Below are 16,437 nucleotides of genomic sequence, written 5' to 3'. Positions count from 1 at the left end.
TTAAACGAATGGATTATTTAAAATATTTTGATGAATATGTAGATTCAGATTTTATCAAAGTTTTTACCGGAATTAGACGTTGCGGTAAAACAAGTATACTTTATAGCATTATTGATGAGCTAAAAAACAAGGGAATTAACGAAGATAATATTATTTTCATCTCCTTTGAAGACCCAGATTATTATTTGGTTGAAAATTTTAAAGATTTGGATAAAATTGTATATGAAAAGGTAAAAGACATCTCTGGAAAGATTTACCTATTTTTTGATGAAATTCAGGAAGTTGACAAGTGGGAAAAAAGTATCAATGGTTATAGAGTTAAGTTGGATTGTGATATCTATATAACTGGTTCAAATTCAAAATTATTGTCTAATGAGTTATCAACTTTGATATCTGGACGTTATCTTGAAATAAATGTTTATCCATTTTCATTTAAAGAATTATTGCAATATAAAAAACAAATTGAAAAAATTGATTTATCCGAATCCGATGAACGTAAATTATTTAATAATTATTATATAAATTATGGAGGTATGCCTAGTATTTTGGCATTCAACACAGATGAGTTTAGAAAATCTGCATTGAGGGATATTTTCAATACCATAATTCTAAATGATGTTGTCAATAGATTTAACATTAAAAAAATTGATTTGTTTAATCGTTTTGTTAGGTATATGATGAATACGGTAGGTCAGACATTCTCATCAAACAGCATTAAAAATTATTTAAAGGATAAAAATATTCATACAACACAGGATACTCTGTTAAAATACAATGAGTTTCTTCAACAATCCTTTTTCTTGATAAAATGTAGGCGTCAGGACTTAATAGGTAAGAAATTACTGAAAATTCAAGAAAAATATTATGCTATGGATCATGGTTTTCATCATGCAATCGTTGAAAGTAATCAAAAAAGAATTCCTAGGGTACTGGAAAACATAGTCTTTGTCGAACTTTTAAGAAGGGGATATGAAGTCAATGTTGGCATAATCAATAAAAAAGAAGTAGATTTTGTTTGCCAAAAAGTTGATAAACGAATATATATTCAAGTTTCTTATCTTATGGAACGTGAAGATACAATTAATAGAGAATTTGGTCCATTATTAAGTATTCCAGATAAATATGATGCTTATGTTTTAAGTATGGATGATGAGGATATGTCTCGTGATGGTATAAAACATATGAATATTATAGATTTCTTAAAAGGAAATGAAATCTAAGTTGAAATTGGAGTAATATTATTTTCAGTATTGAATTGTTTAATATATTCCAGAGAATCCTCCAAATAATCCTCATCTATCAGAGTGCTCGCATATAATACAGAAACGGTGTATTTTTTTCTATCCATTTCAATCAGTTCAACAGCCCCCATATCACTTGCCTGATGGTTTGAAAAGAAATAGATGTTTTCATCTTCGCTTGGCCAGAATCCGTATAGTGATGAGTTTTCAAAATTATGGCTGCTTTCATTATATTCTGAAATTATGAATCTTGGATTATCGTATGCCTTTGGCATGAAAAAGTATCCGTCTGCTTTTTTCTCAGAAAAATCACTTGGAATTTTCAAATTATTGATGTTTTGTGACGCACAAGCAAAGCCTGTTGCAAAAATGAGTATTATCAAAATCAGTGAAATCCTTTTAATCATAATTATCACTTTAAAAAAATAAGAAGTTGTATGAATTGATCATACAACTATAAACCGAAGAACAGGTAGATTAAAAATACAATAACAAGAACCCAGATTCCCCAGTTCATTTCTTTCCATTTACCGGTAGCAATTGTAGCAACAGCGTAGGTTACGAATCCCCATGCAATACCTAATGAAATTGAATAGGTTAAAAGCATCATTATTATTGTCATGAAGACCGGTGCCACAACAACTATATTATCCCAGTCAACATCTTTAATTTGAACAATCATTAAGATACCAACAATAACTAATGCAGCTGCAGTCACTGGTGAAGTAAATAATGATAAAACTAAAGGTGCGAAGAATATGGATAAAATGAATAATATTCCGGTTACAACAGCAGTCAAACCGGTTCTTCCGCCTAAACCGATACCTGTTGCACTTTCTACATAAGCTGTTACGGTACTTGTACCGACCATGGAACCGACAATTCCACCTACAGCGTCACTTAAGAACGCTTTTTCGATGTTTTGTGCCTGTCCATTTTCATCGATGAAACCGCATTGTCTACCTAATGAGATTAAAGTTCCGGTAGTATCGAAGAAAGTAACAAAGACTAATGAGAACACCATCATTATTAAGTTAGGAATGTTTGAGAACAGCTGTCCGAATCCGGATGCAAATCCGAAGAATAATGATGTATCAATGTTTGTGGATACTATTTCAGTTGGTAGGGAAGGCATTAACATGTCTCCAGCGCCGTATCCGAATGCAGTAAATATTAAACCTAAGATAGCGGTTATCACTAAACCTAAAAATACTGCAGCAGGCACTTTTCTGACAAATAATATTAAAGTGATTAAAACACCTATTAAAGCAAGTAATGCTGGTGCTGCGGTAAGTGATCCCATAGCAATTAGTGTTGATGGGTCATCAACGATGATTCCGCATCCTTTAAGTCCAATGAATGCAAGGAACATACCGATACCTGCACCGATAGCCAATTTCAAGTCAACAGGGATGATATTTAAGATAGCTTCCCTTAATCCTGATATTGTGATTAATAAAAAGATTATACTTGAAATAAATACTGCTGCAAGAGCTGCTTCCCATGTATTTCCCATAGTTAAGATAATTGTATATGTAAATAGTGCGTTAAGTCCCATTCCAGGAGCAAGACCAACAGGGTACTTTGAAACAAGACCCATTATGATACAAGCGATACCTGAAGCAAGTGCTGTTGCGAAAAAGACTCCTGTTGCAGGCATTCCACCGTCAGCCAACATTGTAGGGTTTACACCTAAAATATATGCCATGGCTAGAAAAGTAGTAATTCCTGCGATTATTTCTGTTTTAAAATCTGTACCATTTTCCTTAAAATTAAAAAAATTGTCTAACATATAATCCTCTCATCAAAACTTAAAATTTTGATAATAATATTTATATTTGATTATATTAAAAAAGTTAATCATTTGATGTGTAAAGTATTTCACATTGTATTTTGCACAAATAATTTAAATGATTAATTAGATAAGTTAAATTGAGGTATAATAATGGGAAAAATTTATAGAATTTTCGATAAATATTGTATCATTGATATAATTGTAGGCTTTATCTTTGGTTTTTATATGGCCGTACACCATAATAATTCCCAATTATGGGTTATAGCAACAATATTTGTAGTTATTTTTGCCCTTATTATAACATTAATACCGATTGGTTTTGCAGTTTATTCTAAAGTTAAAAATTCTGAAAATATTTCAATACCTGAACTTGTTGAAGCATATCTTCTTAATTTGGCTATGACTGCTGTTTGCTTTGGATTTGGATTTATAGCAGGATCACTGTATATCGGTAATTATATTCCAGATAATGGATTATTTTTCTAATCACTTTTTTTTTGATATGATGTTAATTCGTGAATTCGCTAAAGCAGATTTAACGCAGATGATTAAAATATGGAATGATATTGTAATTGAAGGCAATGCTTTTCCTCAGGAGAATATTTTAAATTTGGAAAATGGCTTTGAGTTTTTTAATCATCAGAGCTTTACTGGTGTTGCTGTTATTAACAATGCTGTGGTAGGGCTCTATATATTGCATCCAAACAATGTTGGGCGCTGTTCACATATTGCAAATGCAAGCTATGGGGTTGATGCCAGCGTCCGTGGAAAGCATATTGGAAAAAATCTTGTTTCGGATTCAATTGAAAAGGCCCGTGAATTAAATTTTAAGATACTCCAATTTAATGCAGTTGTTGAAAGCAATGCTTCTGCAAGGCATTTATATGAAAGTTTGGGATTTAGGCAATTGGGAACGATACCTAACGGATTTAGGATGAAAGATGGTACATATGAAAATATCTGTCCGTATTTCATTGAATTGTGAGGGAATAATATGAGTTTGTATGAAGATTTTTCAGATATTGTCATTGGAGAAGAAAAGGTTTCTCCGCAAGCTATTTTGGATATACTTAAAGAGTATTCCGCAACAATTTCAGTATTTGATTTAATGAAGGTCAATGCAGAAATGATTGAGGACGGCAAATATATTCAGGAAAATTATAGGGACAAAAGCCATGCAGTATATGCCAAATATTTCTTGGGCCGTATTCGTGAGATACGCAATGATGATAATTCTTATGACAATGATGTTGATAAGGAGGAATTCATTGATGCGGTTGCCACATTAAAGACATATCATGAAAATGAATCAATCACATCTAAAACAAAGTTTCCTCTGATTTATGCAATCGTATCCCTGTACACTACTTTTGTTCTCGAAGAGCCCATTCATCCTGTAGGCACTCCGTTTCCCGGTTCATTAAAGGTTGAAGAAAAAGATGGTGTCTTTTACTGTCCAGTTAAGGAAGCAAATCTTGAATCTCCAAATGCTGTCTGTAAAATGTGCATTGCAGAGCAGTTGGATTTTTAAATGTTAAAATATTTATTGTATTACATAAAGAATAATTAATAATGGATATAAAAAATTACTTCACGGACTACAGAAAATGCATGCTTGTTTTTATAGCATTCATATTTGTATTTGTTTTTGCAATGTTTACACCTGAAAACTTTGCAGATTCACAAAATGAAGTAATGTTTATTTTATTGGTGACTGTTGTAGGGCTTTTTTCAATATATTTTTCATACAGAAATAAGCTGAAGCTGCACAATGTAGCGCTGGTATTGATAATTGTTTTTGGACTGTTGATGATATTTTTCACGCCGCCAATGAGTTTTCCCGATGAATCCGCTCATTTTACAAGGGCTGAACTGATAAGTGAAGGACAGCTGTATCCTGAAATTACAGATAAGGGAATTTATGTTGACAGCTATTATTTCGGTTTGCAGCAGTCATATTACGGAACCACAATCCTTGACAATGGCAGCTATAATGACCCGATTAATGACCATAAGGGATACTGGGAGTGGACAACGTCATCCCCATTCTATTCATATCTGCTTTCCGCATTGGGAATATTGATTGCCAAAATGCTGAATTTAACTGCAATATGGGCCTTATACCTGTCCAGAATCGCCAATCTGTTATTTTATGGAGTAGTTGCTTACTTCATGATTAAAATCATCCCAAAGTATAAGCTTCATTTACTGGTTTTCTCAACGATACCATTATGCGTTTCGCAGGCATCTTTTTCAAGCTATGATGCATTCATATTGACTTTTACATTGATTATATTAACGTATTTCATCAAAATGTATCTGGGCGAGGTTAACGGGAAAAATCTGGCAATATTTTTCATTTCAGTATTGCTGATTAGCTTAATAAAGCAGCCTTACATAATACTTGCGTTCCTGGTGTTTGCTCTTCCTTTTGAAGATGAAAAACTTAAAAAAATCAGTATTGTGGCTATAATTGCAATGGTTGTATTGGCTATATTGAGCGTTGGGTCACTGTTTTCATCATTATTTACAACTACGGCAATTCAAACGTATAATACGTCATCCACAACCAACGTGTCATTTGTCGGACAGACCAGGTTCGTTTTATCCAATCCTTTGATAATATTCACATTAATCAAGGATATGCTGGTTTCAATCCCTGATTTGTTCCTGCTGAAAGCCAATTTCTTCCATTATACTGGGTATAAAGGAATAAAACTGATTAACTTCATGTATGTAATATTTTATTTAGTATTTTCACTATTCTATAAAATAGACATTGAATTAAGAAAAAAAGAAAGGATAATTTTGGCATTGATATTTTTAATAACATATGTTGGAATTAATGTTATTTTCTATCTGACATGGAGTCCTCTGGGAAGTAATACTATCCTGGGAGTCCAATCAAGATATTTCCTTCCGATAATAGCTTTGCTGCCATTGATAATCAATACAAATATTAAAGAAATAGAAATAGATGAAATTTACATATTTACTTTTATCATAATATGTTTGGCAGGACTGTTTTTACTTCCTATCACTCATTTTTACTGATTTTCATTCTAACAAAATTTTTAATTATATTGAATATGATATATTATAGTTAAGTGATATTATGAAAATAGCTGTTGTACTTGGAACAAGGCCGGAAATTATTAAGATGGCCCCAATAATTGATGAAATTGTCAATCGTGATATTGATTTGTGTCTTCTTCACACAGGTCAGCATTATGATAAGGAAATGTCTGATAACTTCTTTAAAGACCTTGAGATTCCTGCTCCTGATTATAACATTCATGTGGGTTCCGGTTCTCATGGTAAACAGACCGGTTTGATGATGAAAGGTATTGAAGAGGTTTTGATGGATGAAAAACCGGATATAGTGTTGGTTCAGGGAGATACCAATGCAGTTCTTGCAGGTGCTCTTGTGGCTTCCAAACTGCATATTGCCGTTGGGCATGTTGAAGCAGGACTCAGGTCCTTTGACATGACAATGCCTGAAGAGGTTAACCGCAGGGCCTGTGATGTAACCTCAACAATGTATTTCATTCCAACTGAAGAATCAGCCATTAATCTTTTGGCTGAAGGATTTTCCAGGAAAAACCTGTTCATCACCGGAAACACTGTTGTTGATGCATGTTTCAGACATTTGGAAATAGCCAAAAAACGTGGATTTGAAGAAGAATCATTGGCAGAACTCGACATTGACAATATGGACAATATATTAACATTAACAATGCACAGGGCAGAAAACGTTGACGATAAAACCCGTGTAACCAATATTATCGAGGCTTTAAAAGAGCTAAATCAGATGAACATCATTTTCCCAATACATCCGAGAACCAAAAACACATTACAGAACTTTGGTCTGTTCGATGAGCTGAATGACTTGGATCATGTTCATATCATTAAGCCTTTAGGATATCTGGACTTTTTGCAGTTGACTGCCAAATCAAGTCTGATTTTAACTGACTCAGGAGGCCTTCAGGAAGAAGCAATTACTCTTGATGTTCCTGCATTAACGTTAAGATATAATACCGAAAGGCCAGAAACGGTAACTGCAGGAGGTAACATCCTTGTTGGGTCAGATAAGGATGTAATTTTGGAAAATGCAAACAAAATTTTAAATGATGAGGAATTTGCAGATAAAATGAGAAATGCACCTAATCCATATGGTCAGGGCAACTCTGCAGAACAGACTGTTGATGCAATACAGGAGTACTATGATAAAGGACTTCTCAATATTGAAGCTCCTGAAGACATCATGACATCATTTGAAAGGAAAATGGCATTAATCAAAGAAGACATAACTGTCAAAGACTTCGAAGATAAAAACAATGCATTAATTCACATGGTGTTCGATGGAGAAAAAATGCGCTTCCCTGCAGATGACTTGAACTTAAAAGAGATGTGTGTTACTTATGACGTCTACGAATGATTCAATATTAGTATTTGAGTATTTTACTGCTTCAGGCGAGAAAGATAAATGCATAATCTCTGAAGCGGAAGCGATGTTATTTGCATTGATTGAAGATTTAAGCGATTACAATCTGGATGTAGTTGTAAATAAATCCTATGAAAATATCATATCCAAATATGATAATGTTAACCCAATACTGATAGAAACGGACATTATTTCATGGTTGAAGGATAATGCCTGCAATTTTGACAAGGCTATTTTCATTGCGGCGGAAAATAACAATAATTTATATAATATCACTAAAATTTTGGAAGAAAATAATGTCTTTATTTACACTTCATCAAGTGAAGCATGCCTTATATCATCAGATAAGTCATTAACTTATGATGAAATTTCAAATGAGGTTCCTCAACCGAGAACCTTCAGATTTAAAATAGATTCAAAAGGATACTGGAAAAGGGCTATCACTAACTTGCATGAAAAGTGGCAGGCTGAAGATCCGTTGACTCCACTCAAATTAATAATAAAACCATTGATTGGTGTTGACTGTGAAGATATTGTCATAATTGAGGACATTAAAGATTTAAGCTATGATTTGGAAGAGATATTTCCTCCGGAATCCAGAATAATAGTTCAGGAATTCATTGAAGGAAATGATGTCAGCGTCAGTTTAATATGTCAGAATGGTAAAGCGATACCAATCAGTTTAAATAAACAGTTCGTTGAACTTAAAAACGATAAGGGAACATATATTGGTGGAAAACTTCCTTTTGAAAGTGAATATAAGCAGGATGCGTTTGAAATTGCTAAAAAAGCATGTGAATCAGTTGAAGGCTTAAATGGTTTTGTAGGTGTTGACTTGATAATCAGTGCTGATGAAATGGATATCCATCCGGTTTATTTGCTTGAGGTTAACTCAAGATTCACCACTCCGTATGTAGGCCTCAGGAAAATAGCTAATTTCAACATAGCAAAAACGATTATTGAAGGAAATATTGAAGAAATTGATATCTCTCTTGACGGTGAAGTGGAATTTAAAAAACAGGGAGATAACTTAGATATCAGGAGAATTTAAATGAAAATTGCAGGTTTTGATATAGGTGGAGCAAACACTGATTTGGCGGTAATTGACTTTGAAGACGGCGAAATTAAAAATATTGAAGTTGACTTTGCCTATCTTCCTATGTGGAGTAATAATGATGATTTGTCACGGGTTCTGGTTGAACTGATTGAAAACATCTGTCAGGTATCTGAAATCGATGCTGTTGGAATATCAATGACAGCCGAGCTTGTTGATGCTTATGACACCAAAAAAGATGGTGTTTTGGATGTCGTTAAGAAATGTGAAGATACCTTTTCATGCCCGATAGCTTATGTTGGTATTGATGGAATGATGTCTAAAAGCGAAATAGAAGAGACTCCTCTTAAGGCAGCTGCCGCAAACTGGATAGCTACCGCACAAATAGCAACATTAATCTCTGATAATTGCATTTTCATTGACACTGGAAGTACAACGACAGACATTATCCCAATTAAGGATGGAAAGGAATGTGCAATAGGCAAATCTGATTTTGACAGGTCAGCAACCGGTGAACTCGTATACACAGGAACATTGAGAACCAATTTGGCCAGTTTCCTGGATAAGGTTGAATTGAAAGGAAAAGAGTATCGTGTAGCCAGTGAACTCTTTGCCCAAACAGCTGACGTTTATATGGTTCTTGACTTAATTTCTGAGGATGATTATGTCTGTGACACTTTTGACGGAGAGTCCAAATCCAAAAAAGATTGTGCTAAGCGTATTGCACGTGTTGTATGTGCTGATTTGGAGATGCTTTCTGAAGCGGATATTGTTGAGATGTCTGAATTCATCCATCAAAAGCAAATCGAACAGATTGCAGATGGCCTAAAACAGGTTCATGAAACCCAGAACCTTGATTTGATTGTAACCACAGGTTTAGGCAAAGACATTTTGGATAGGCCTGCGGCTGAATTTTTAGGTTTGGAAGTCAAATCAATGGGCGATATCCTAACTGATGAGCAATGTGTTGTAGCTCCTGCCGTCGGAACTGCGGTAATGATGGAGAAATTCATGGATTAACATGACAAAATTCACTTATTATACTGACGGCGCAGCCACTATGATTAATAAAAACGGTAAATATCTGCGTGAAGCTGGTGGCTGGGCTTTTGTTCTGTTAATTGATGGTGAGGAAAATTCAAATCAGTCAGGGGGCTGTCCTTTAACTACAAACAATGAAATGGAGTTATATCAATATATGCTTCCATGAAAGATTTCCTGTCAAAAGCTGATTCCGGTGATGTCATTGAAATATGCTCTGATTCATCTTACTGCATTGATATCTTTACCAAATGGGTGATAAACTGGCAGAAAAACGGCTGGAAAAGAAGAGGAAACCAGCCTATTGAAAACTTAGAAATCATCAAAGCAATTTGGAAATTAATGGACAATATTAAAAACTCGTATACCTTAAGTTTTGTTAAGGTAAAAGGTCATTCATCAAACAGATTCAATATTAAGGCTGATAAACTTGCAGTTAATGCAAAACAGGTTGCTTTCAACTCTCAAAAAACAGTGGCTTATGGTGGTAAAAAAGATAATTTGCTGGGTGGAAAATCCAAGTATGCTTAATACCATACATCCTTTATTCCAAGCAGATAAGCTCCGGTATTGGCTATCAAATGAATTATTATGGTCAGTATAATAGCTATCACTATGAATTCTATGGAAAAACTAACGACTAATGAAGCAAATAAGAGTGCAACCACTAAAAAATCAATCTGATCAAGTATTGGTGCAGGTTTTCCACGTCCAATTCCCAATCTTCTTTTTAAAAAACTGCCTGCAGCATCACCGACCAATGCTCCGAATGCAAGTAAAAATCCGATTAGAACACCATTTAAAACACCAACAGCGATAGGGGTAATGATATATTCTCCATATAATGTCAATAAATCCGGTCCGAAGTATCCCTGAATTGCTCCAACCAATGTTCCTAAAAGTGTTCCTCCAATCAATCCTTTCCATGTTACTCCGTCGCCAATCCATCTGTTGCCGTTTGAATCGCTTTTTTCGAAATCAACCGGAACACCTCCTCCAAATATTAATCCGCCACTGTTGGATATGTATGCAGGAAGTAGGAAGTACAGGATTGTGACGCACATTATCGCTAACATCGAAAAGTCAAGATTCATTTAATAGTTGCTCCATTTTAATTTCTTATTAATATAGTCTATAATTCTTAAAGTATATAAATTTTAAATAACTTTAAATATTAAATTAACTATAATAATTATATTATGTTTTTGTTTGTACTAATGTAGTATGTTTGTAAGGTGATTTTTTTGAAAATAAAAGATACAAAAAGTTTATGTCCAGAGTGTGGTAAACCTCTCGATGCGGAAGTCTATGATGAAGAGGGAAAAGTTTTCATTAAGAAAACCTGCGACGAGCATGGAGAGTTTATCAATACTTATTGGAGTGATGATGAGATTTACAATAGAGTAAATAATTATGAACCGTCAATTACTTCAGTGGAAAATCCTTGTGTGGATGGTGTTGCTGCTTGTCCATCTAACTGTGGACTTTGTTCCAAGCATGAAACTTCTACTGTACTGGGATTAATTGATGTGACCAATAGGTGTAATCTAAGATGTCCTGTCTGTTTTGCAAACGCTGCAGCTTCAGGACGCTTATTTGAACCTACTCAAGATGAAATAAGGCAAATGCTTAGAAACTTAAGAAACTTGAAACCTAATCCTACCCCGGCTATCCAGTATGCCGGTGGAGAACCTACGGTAAGAAAGGATATTGTTGAATTAGTCAAAATGGCTAAGGAAGAAGGTTTCACTCACGTTCAAATTGCAACCAACGGTTTAAAATTAGCAATGAAAGAAAACTTGGCTCAAGAATTGAAAGATGCCGGTTTGAATACAGTATATTTAGCATTTGACGGCGTTACCCCTGAACCTTATATCAACAATAGGGGAAGGGATTTGCTCCCATATAAATTGGATGCAATTGAAAACTGTAGAAAAGCTAATTTGGGTGTGGTTTTAGTTCCTACATTAATTAAAGGAGTAAACGATCACCAGGTTGGAGAAATTATTAAGTTTGCATTCGACCATAATGAAAACATTTATGGAGTCAATTTCCAGCCTGTTTCATTTGCAGGAAGAACGCCTGCCGATCAGGTGGAAGAACAAAGAATCACTATTCCGGACTTTGTTAAAATCATAGAGGAGCAAACTGACGGTGAAGTCAAAACTTCTGATTTTTATCCACCTTCTTCAGTCGAACCTATTGCTAACTTCATAGGTGCTCTTGACGGTGAAAAACCTAGCGTTACTCTCAACTGCCACCAGCATTGTGGTATTGCTACTTATGTATTTAGGGATAAGACTGAAGGTCCTGGAAAAGACAAATTGATTCCAATTACCAGATTCATTGATGTTGACGGATTATTTGAAAAATTAGATGAATTAAGTGATAGATTAAATGAAGGCGGATTTGGAATCAGAAAAAGAGTCATTGCCAGTGCAACCAAAGCTCTTCCTAAATTGGTAGATACTGATGAAACCCCTGAAAATCTGGATATTAAGAGGATATTGCTTAATGTATTTACTAAAAGATCATATGATGCATTAGGTGACTTTTCAAAAGATGCTATGCTTATTTCATGCATGCACTTCATGGATCCATTTAATTTTGATGAGGACAGAGTTAAAAAATGTGTTATCCATTATGCAACTCCTGACGGCAGAATCATCCCGTTCTGTACATACAATTCAATGTATCGTGAAGGGGTTGAAGAGGAATTCTCATCTCCATTAAAAAAATCTAAAGAATAATTAATTTCTAGAGGTCAAAATCTATGTATATAAAATCACCTTCAAGACTTCATTTGGGGCTTATTGATATGAATGGATCATATGGTAGGCTTGACGGGGGAATTGGATTAACTATCCAAGACCCTAATTTTCTTTTATATAGTGAAACGGCTGAAAAAGGAATTACAATAGACTTTAACGAAAACTTTAACTTTAATGATACTATAAAAAACGAATGCATAAAAAAAATCACCGCTTCAGCCGAAAAAGTAATTAATCATTATGATGTTGATGAAGGATTCTATTTTAGGGTTGACAGAGCTTATCTTCCACACTCCGGTTTGGGATCAGGAACCCAAATAGCATTGTCCACAGGAAAACTTATCACAGAACACATCGGTCAGGAGGCCAATGGTATTACTTTGGGCAAAATCACAGGCCGTGGTGGTACATCAGGCATTGGTGTTTTTGCTTTTGACCATGGCGGTTTTATTGTTGACGGCGGACACAGTAGAAAAGAAAAATCATCTTTTTTACCTTCTTCCGCTTCTAAAGCCAGTCCTCCGCAGCTGTTTGGTCGTTATGAATTTCCTGAAGAATGGGGAGTATTATTGGTCATTTTAAAGTCTGATGTCAGCGTCAACGGACAGAAGGAAGTCAATATTTTCCAGGAGTATTGTCCTATTGACAGACAGGAAGTGGAATTGTATTCCCACTTAATATTTATGAATATGATACCATTTTTATTAGAAAAGGATTTGCCTTGCTTCGGAAACATAATTAACAAAATACAAACAATAGGATTTAAAAACATTGAAGTTAAACTGCAGTCAGACAATATTAAAAAATTAATGGCTAAATTAACTGAAATTGGTGCATATGCTGTTGGAATGAGTTCTTTTGGACCGACAGTCTATTCATTCTACGATAAAACCAACAGGCATATAGTTGACGAAATTAAAGATTATGTAGGCGATGATGGAATAGTTATCACAACAAAAGCCCAAAATCATGGCCATATTCTTAAAAAATAGTGATTATTATGGATATTATTTCTGGAAAAACATGGACTTTCGGTGAAAATATAGATACTGATGTCATTATTCCCGGCAGATATTTGAGAACATTCAATCCTCAGGATTTGGCAGATCATGTTCTTGAAGGAGAAAGGCCGGATTTTACTGAAAATGTTCAAAAAGGTGATGTTATAGTTGCCGGTGAAAATTTCGGATGCGGTTCTTCCCGTGAGCAGGCTCCTGTCGCCATAAAAACTGCAGGGGTAAGTGCAATCATAGCCAAATCATTTGCAAGAATCTTCTATAGAAATTCCATCAATATAGGTTTACCGGTAATTGTAAGCGATATTGAAGCTGAAGACGGAGATATTATTAAAATTGACTTGTCTGAAGGAAGTATTGTAAATGAAACTTCCGGTGAGGAAGCAAGCTTCGAGCCTTTTAAGGAATTCATGTTAAACATTTTGGAAGATGGTGGTTTGGTAAACCATTATCTAAAAGAATAATTTATTTTTATAAAGGAGGCATAAAATGGAATGTCCAATTTGTGGTTCTGATGAAATTGAAATATTAAACTCAAAACAGAAAGAATCAAAAAAGAAATTCATGGAAGAGTATCTTTTAAAATGTTTTGACTGCGGTCATGTTTTTAAAGATGTTGTTTCCGCTCAAAAACCTAAAGATTATAGACTTATCATATCTGAACAGAACAAATCCCATAAAACTTCAATCGAGTTATCTCCCAGTGACGAATTGAAAGTAGGAGATATTTTGCTTTCTGAACTGGGTCAGGTTGAAGTTACAAGTATTGAGGTAAATGATACAAGAGTAAATAAAGCATTGCTTGAAAATGTTGAAACGATATGGGCAACATCCGTTGAAATTCCGGCACGTATCGGATTTTCAGTTGATTTGCACGGCAAGGTCGATTCCTATAAATTGGATTTGGAAAGGGACTTTGAAATCGCTCCGGGTGATGTTGTTAAAATAGAAAATCATATAGTTAAGGTTCATGTGGTAAAAACCAATGAAAGAAAGTTAACTTCAGGATTTGCCAAAGCCGGAGTAATCAAAAGAGTTTATTCAAAACCGGTTAAATTCAATAATTATGATTATGATTTAACATCCAATATTTTCAAAAAAACTTAAATTAGTGAGAATTATTTATGAAAGTTTATATTGAATCATATGGCTGCACATTCAACAAGGCCGATGGCCAGATTATGGCTGGCGTTTTAAATGAGAATAATATTGACTTGACTGACAGTATTGAGGATGCCGATGTCATTATTGTAAATACATGTTATGTTAAACTGCCTACAGAAAATAAGGTTGTTTATAAAATCCAGCAACTGCAGGAAAAGTTTCCCGATAAAAAGATAATTGTCGGGGGATGCATGGTGGAAATAGATCCTGAAAAATTGGAAAAAGTAGGACCTAACTGCAGCTGGATTGGGCCTCATCAGTTAAATAAAACAGCAGAGGTTGTGGAACAGACTTATTGTGGAGAAATCGTACGTGAATACGGTTTGTCCAAGGAAAGTAAAGTGGGTGTTGCAAAAGTAACCGATGACAGTTTAATCCATATTATTCAAATTTGTGAAGGTTGTCTAGGAGCATGCACTTTTTGCTGTACTCGTTTTGCCCGTGGGCCTTTAAATAGCTATCCTATTGCGGATATAGTTGAGGAAGCAAGGCAAGCTATTGAAAATGGTGCTCGTGAAATTCAGCTCACTGCCCAGGACACTGCAGCATTCGGCCGGGACAGTGGTGAAAAACTATCTGATTTAATTAAAGAAGTTGCTAATTTAGATGGAGATTTTCGTGTTCGTGTTGGAATGATGCATCCTAAAAACATTTTAGACGATGTTGATGAAATAATTGATGCAATCAAATCACCGAAGGTATATGATTTTATTCATTTACCTATACAAAGTGGTAGTGACAAGGTACTAAAAGAAATGAGACGTGGACATAATACTGATCAGTATCTTGAAATCGTCGATAAGTTCAAAAGTGAAATTCCAAATCTGACTTTGGCTACGGATATCATTGTAGGCTATCCGACTGAAACTGATGATGACTTTTCTAAGACTGTTGAACTGCTTGAAAATGTAAGGCCAAGTCTTATTCATTTATCCAAATATCAGCATAGGAAAGGTGCAATTTCATCATCACTTGAAGAAATTCCCCGCGAAGTCATGAAAGAACGTTCCAAATTTTTGTCTGAAATTAAGAGCGAAATAACTCAATGTGAAAACGAAGAATTACTTGATTCTTATCAAAATGCTTTGGTTGTTGAAATAGGTTCTAAAGGTGGATTTATTGCAAAAACTGATTCATATATTCCAGTGATTGTGGATAATGTTAATTTGGGTGATTTTGTTCGCGTAAAAATAACTGATGCTACGGCAACTTACCTAAAAGGCGTTGTAAAATAAGTTAATTTTTTAAATTTTTTAAATTCTTTTTTTCTATATTTACCATATATTTTTTGTCTTTAAAGATTAATTTTTTTAGGTATTATTTTTGTAAATTTAAAACTATTTGTTAATAGCTTTATGGTTCGTATATGGGTGAAAATTAGGCCTTTTTATCAAAACATTTATATATAATGTTTTACTATCTTTTAATTGGAGGTGAAATAATGAGTGAATTACCAATCGCACCAGTAGGTCGTATCTTAAAAAATGCTGGAGCTCCAAGAATTAGTGATGAAGCTAAAATTGCATTAGCTGAAGCATTAGAAGAAAAAGGTGACGAAATCGCTAAAAAAGCTGTTAATTTCGCACGCCACGCTGGTAGAAAAACTGTAAAAGCTGGAGATATCAAATTAGCTATCAAATAGGCTTTTTACTCGTTATATAAAATCTATTGGCCATTTTCTTGGTCAATTTATTTTATTTTTTTAGGTTCTGTATTGGAAAGTTTTATATAATACTTTTAATAAATTATATTATGTTGTGCAGGACCGGTGGTCTAGGGGTATGATTCCTCTTTGACGTGGAGGAGATCACGAGTTCGAATCTCGTTCGGTCCATATGCCATGGTAGTTCAGATGGGAGAACGCTAGACTGAAGATCTAGATGTCGCTGGTTCAAGTCCGGCCCATGGCAT

The 16,437-nt window shown here is 34.5% G+C and carries 19 protein-coding genes and 2 tRNA genes; 18 read left to right on the top strand and 3 right to left on the bottom strand.

The window, feature by feature from the left end; genetic code table 11:
* Positions 1–1,220: ATP-binding protein (locus ACKI2W_RS11365; RefSeq protein WP_407382075.1), on the top strand; the 1,220-nt coding region annotated here is incomplete at its 5' end.
* Here ACKI2W_RS11365 and ACKI2W_RS11360 read toward each other — a convergent pair.
* On the bottom strand, positions 1,217–1,648 hold the full coding sequence (locus ACKI2W_RS11360; protein WP_407382074.1) for a hypothetical protein: 432 nt from the start codon (positions 1,646–1,648) through the stop codon (positions 1,217–1,219). The two genes, ACKI2W_RS11365 and ACKI2W_RS11360, sit on opposite strands and share 4 nt — an antisense overlap.
* 47 nt (positions 1,649–1,695) lie before the next feature.
* Positions 1,696–3,033, bottom strand: a complete 1,338-nt coding sequence (locus ACKI2W_RS11355) for an NCS2 family permease (protein ID WP_407382073.1) — start codon at positions 3,031–3,033, stop codon at positions 1,696–1,698.
* A 153-nt stretch (positions 3,034–3,186) separates the two neighbouring features.
* Here ACKI2W_RS11355 and ACKI2W_RS11350 point away from each other — a divergent pair, with 153 nt between their 5' ends.
* The 9 genes from ACKI2W_RS11350 to ACKI2W_RS11310 all read left to right on the top strand — a co-directional run bounded on the left by ACKI2W_RS11350 (position 3,187) and on the right by ACKI2W_RS11310 (position 10,106).
* Entirely contained in the window at positions 3,187–3,522 is a 336-nt protein-coding gene (locus tag ACKI2W_RS11350; RefSeq protein ID WP_407382072.1) for a hypothetical protein, read from the top strand.
* A gap of 19 nt (positions 3,523–3,541) precedes the next feature.
* Entirely contained in the window at positions 3,542–4,021 is a 480-nt protein-coding gene (locus ACKI2W_RS11345; protein ID WP_407382071.1) for a GNAT family N-acetyltransferase, read from the top strand.
* Between the two features lie 9 nt (positions 4,022–4,030).
* Positions 4,031–4,567 (top strand): DUF2115 domain-containing protein, encoded by a 537-nt coding sequence (locus tag ACKI2W_RS11340; protein WP_407382070.1) that lies wholly within the window; start codon positions 4,031–4,033, stop codon positions 4,565–4,567.
* 41 nt (positions 4,568–4,608) lie between these two features.
* Positions 4,609–6,090: a DUF2142 domain-containing protein gene (locus ACKI2W_RS11335; RefSeq protein WP_407382069.1), complete on the top strand. Its 1,482-nt coding sequence runs from the start codon at positions 4,609–4,611 to the stop codon at positions 6,088–6,090.
* Between the two features lie 61 nt (positions 6,091–6,151).
* Positions 6,152–7,474, top strand: coding sequence for a non-hydrolyzing UDP-N-acetylglucosamine 2-epimerase (wecB, locus tag ACKI2W_RS11330; RefSeq protein ID WP_407382068.1), 1,323 nt, complete (start codon positions 6,152–6,154; stop codon positions 7,472–7,474).
* On the top strand, positions 7,458–8,531 hold the full coding sequence (locus tag ACKI2W_RS11325) for an ATP-grasp domain-containing protein (RefSeq protein ID WP_407382067.1): 1,074 nt from the start codon (positions 7,458–7,460) through the stop codon (positions 8,529–8,531). The genes wecB and ACKI2W_RS11325 overlap by 17 nt, the downstream gene beginning before the upstream one ends.
* A complete protein-coding gene (locus ACKI2W_RS11320; protein ID WP_407382066.1) occupies positions 8,532–9,554 on the top strand; it encodes a hydantoinase/oxoprolinase family protein in 1,023 nt (340 codons plus the stop codon).
* A 1-nt stretch (position 9,555) separates the two neighbouring features.
* Positions 9,556–9,744: a hypothetical protein gene (locus ACKI2W_RS11315; protein ID WP_407382065.1), complete on the top strand. Its 189-nt coding sequence runs from the start codon at positions 9,556–9,558 to the stop codon at positions 9,742–9,744.
* Positions 9,741–10,106: an RNase H family protein gene (locus tag ACKI2W_RS11310; protein WP_407382064.1), complete on the top strand. Its 366-nt coding sequence runs from the start codon at positions 9,741–9,743 to the stop codon at positions 10,104–10,106. Before ACKI2W_RS11315 ends, ACKI2W_RS11310 begins: the two co-directional genes overlap by 4 nt.
* Here the strand turns inward: ACKI2W_RS11310 and ACKI2W_RS11305 are convergent.
* The gene (locus ACKI2W_RS11305; RefSeq protein ID WP_407382063.1) at positions 10,103–10,669 is read right to left on the bottom strand and encodes a CDP-2,3-bis-(O-geranylgeranyl)-sn-glycerol synthase; all 567 of its coding nucleotides are present in this window, start codon (positions 10,667–10,669) and stop codon (positions 10,103–10,105) included. The two genes, ACKI2W_RS11310 and ACKI2W_RS11305, sit on opposite strands and share 4 nt — an antisense overlap.
* A gap of 150 nt (positions 10,670–10,819) precedes the next feature.
* On the opposite strand from ACKI2W_RS11305, the gene tes reads away from it, so the two are divergent.
* From tes to ACKI2W_RS11265, 8 genes are all read left to right on the top strand, one after another.
* The gene (gene tes / locus ACKI2W_RS11300) at positions 10,820–12,325 is read left to right on the top strand and encodes a tetraether lipid synthase Tes (protein WP_407382062.1); all 1,506 of its coding nucleotides are present in this window, start codon (positions 10,820–10,822) and stop codon (positions 12,323–12,325) included.
* A 23-nt stretch (positions 12,326–12,348) separates the two neighbouring features.
* A complete protein-coding gene (locus ACKI2W_RS11295; protein ID WP_407382061.1) occupies positions 12,349–13,338 on the top strand; it encodes a beta-ribofuranosylaminobenzene 5'-phosphate synthase in 990 nt (329 codons plus the stop codon).
* Between the two features lie 8 nt (positions 13,339–13,346).
* Positions 13,347–13,826: a homoaconitase small subunit gene (gene hacB, locus ACKI2W_RS11290; protein ID WP_407382060.1), complete on the top strand. Its 480-nt coding sequence runs from the start codon at positions 13,347–13,349 to the stop codon at positions 13,824–13,826.
* A 25-nt stretch (positions 13,827–13,851) separates the two neighbouring features.
* The gene (locus ACKI2W_RS11285; protein ID WP_407382059.1) at positions 13,852–14,469 is read left to right on the top strand and encodes an HVO_0476 family zinc finger protein; all 618 of its coding nucleotides are present in this window, start codon (positions 13,852–13,854) and stop codon (positions 14,467–14,469) included.
* Positions 14,470–14,486: 17 nt separating this feature from the next.
* The gene (locus ACKI2W_RS11280) at positions 14,487–15,761 is read left to right on the top strand and encodes a tRNA (N(6)-L-threonylcarbamoyladenosine(37)-C(2))-methylthiotransferase (protein ID WP_407382058.1); all 1,275 of its coding nucleotides are present in this window, start codon (positions 14,487–14,489) and stop codon (positions 15,759–15,761) included.
* Positions 15,762–15,967: 206 nt separating this feature from the next.
* Entirely contained in the window at positions 15,968–16,168 is a 201-nt protein-coding gene (locus tag ACKI2W_RS11275) for a histone family protein (RefSeq protein ID WP_407382057.1), read from the top strand.
* A 120-nt stretch (positions 16,169–16,288) separates the two neighbouring features.
* A tRNA-Val gene (locus tag ACKI2W_RS11270) sits at positions 16,289–16,360 on the top strand.
* A gap of 3 nt (positions 16,361–16,363) precedes the next feature.
* Positions 16,364–16,436 (top strand) — tRNA-Phe (locus tag ACKI2W_RS11265).
* Position 16,437: the final 1 nt, after the last annotated feature.

Source organism: Methanobrevibacter sp. (assembly GCF_045603845.1).
Lineage (GTDB): Archaea > Methanobacteriota > Methanobacteria > Methanobacteriales > Methanobacteriaceae > Methanocatella.
This window is presented reverse-complemented; position numbering and strand designations above follow the sequence as displayed.

What these genes read in the sequence shown, in the direction of transcription:
- ACKI2W_RS11360 (WP_407382074.1), bottom strand. Translation starts at nt 1,648, where the DNA reads ATGATTAAAAGGATTTCACTGATTTTGATAATACTCATTTTTGCAACA.
- ACKI2W_RS11355 (WP_407382073.1), bottom strand. Translation starts at nt 3,033, where the DNA reads ATGTTAGACAATTTTTTTAATTTTAAGGAAAATGGTACAGATTTTAAA.
- ACKI2W_RS11350 (WP_407382072.1), top strand. Translation starts at nt 3,187, where the DNA reads ATGGGAAAAATTTATAGAATTTTCGATAAATATTGTATCATTGATATA.
- ACKI2W_RS11345 (WP_407382071.1), top strand. Translation starts at nt 3,542, where the DNA reads ATGTTAATTCGTGAATTCGCTAAAGCAGATTTAACGCAGATGATTAAA.
- ACKI2W_RS11340 (WP_407382070.1), top strand. Translation starts at nt 4,031, where the DNA reads ATGAGTTTGTATGAAGATTTTTCAGATATTGTCATTGGAGAAGAAAAG.
- ACKI2W_RS11335 (WP_407382069.1), top strand. Translation starts at nt 4,609, where the DNA reads ATGGATATAAAAAATTACTTCACGGACTACAGAAAATGCATGCTTGTT.
- wecB (WP_407382068.1), top strand. Translation starts at nt 6,152, where the DNA reads ATGAAAATAGCTGTTGTACTTGGAACAAGGCCGGAAATTATTAAGATG.
- ACKI2W_RS11325 (WP_407382067.1), top strand. Translation starts at nt 7,458, where the DNA reads ATGACGTCTACGAATGATTCAATATTAGTATTTGAGTATTTTACTGCT.
- ACKI2W_RS11320 (WP_407382066.1), top strand. Translation starts at nt 8,532, where the DNA reads ATGAAAATTGCAGGTTTTGATATAGGTGGAGCAAACACTGATTTGGCG.
- ACKI2W_RS11315 (WP_407382065.1), top strand. Translation starts at nt 9,556, where the DNA reads ATGACAAAATTCACTTATTATACTGACGGCGCAGCCACTATGATTAAT.
- ACKI2W_RS11310 (WP_407382064.1), top strand. Translation starts at nt 9,741, where the DNA reads ATGAAAGATTTCCTGTCAAAAGCTGATTCCGGTGATGTCATTGAAATA.
- ACKI2W_RS11305 (WP_407382063.1), bottom strand. Translation starts at nt 10,669, where the DNA reads ATGAATCTTGACTTTTCGATGTTAGCGATAATGTGCGTCACAATCCTG.
- ACKI2W_RS11295 (WP_407382061.1), top strand. Translation starts at nt 12,349, where the DNA reads ATGTATATAAAATCACCTTCAAGACTTCATTTGGGGCTTATTGATATG.
- hacB (WP_407382060.1), top strand. Translation starts at nt 13,347, where the DNA reads ATGGATATTATTTCTGGAAAAACATGGACTTTCGGTGAAAATATAGAT.
- ACKI2W_RS11285 (WP_407382059.1), top strand. Translation starts at nt 13,852, where the DNA reads ATGGAATGTCCAATTTGTGGTTCTGATGAAATTGAAATATTAAACTCA.
- ACKI2W_RS11280 (WP_407382058.1), top strand. Translation starts at nt 14,487, where the DNA reads ATGAAAGTTTATATTGAATCATATGGCTGCACATTCAACAAGGCCGAT.
- ACKI2W_RS11275 (WP_407382057.1), top strand. Translation starts at nt 15,968, where the DNA reads ATGAGTGAATTACCAATCGCACCAGTAGGTCGTATCTTAAAAAATGCT.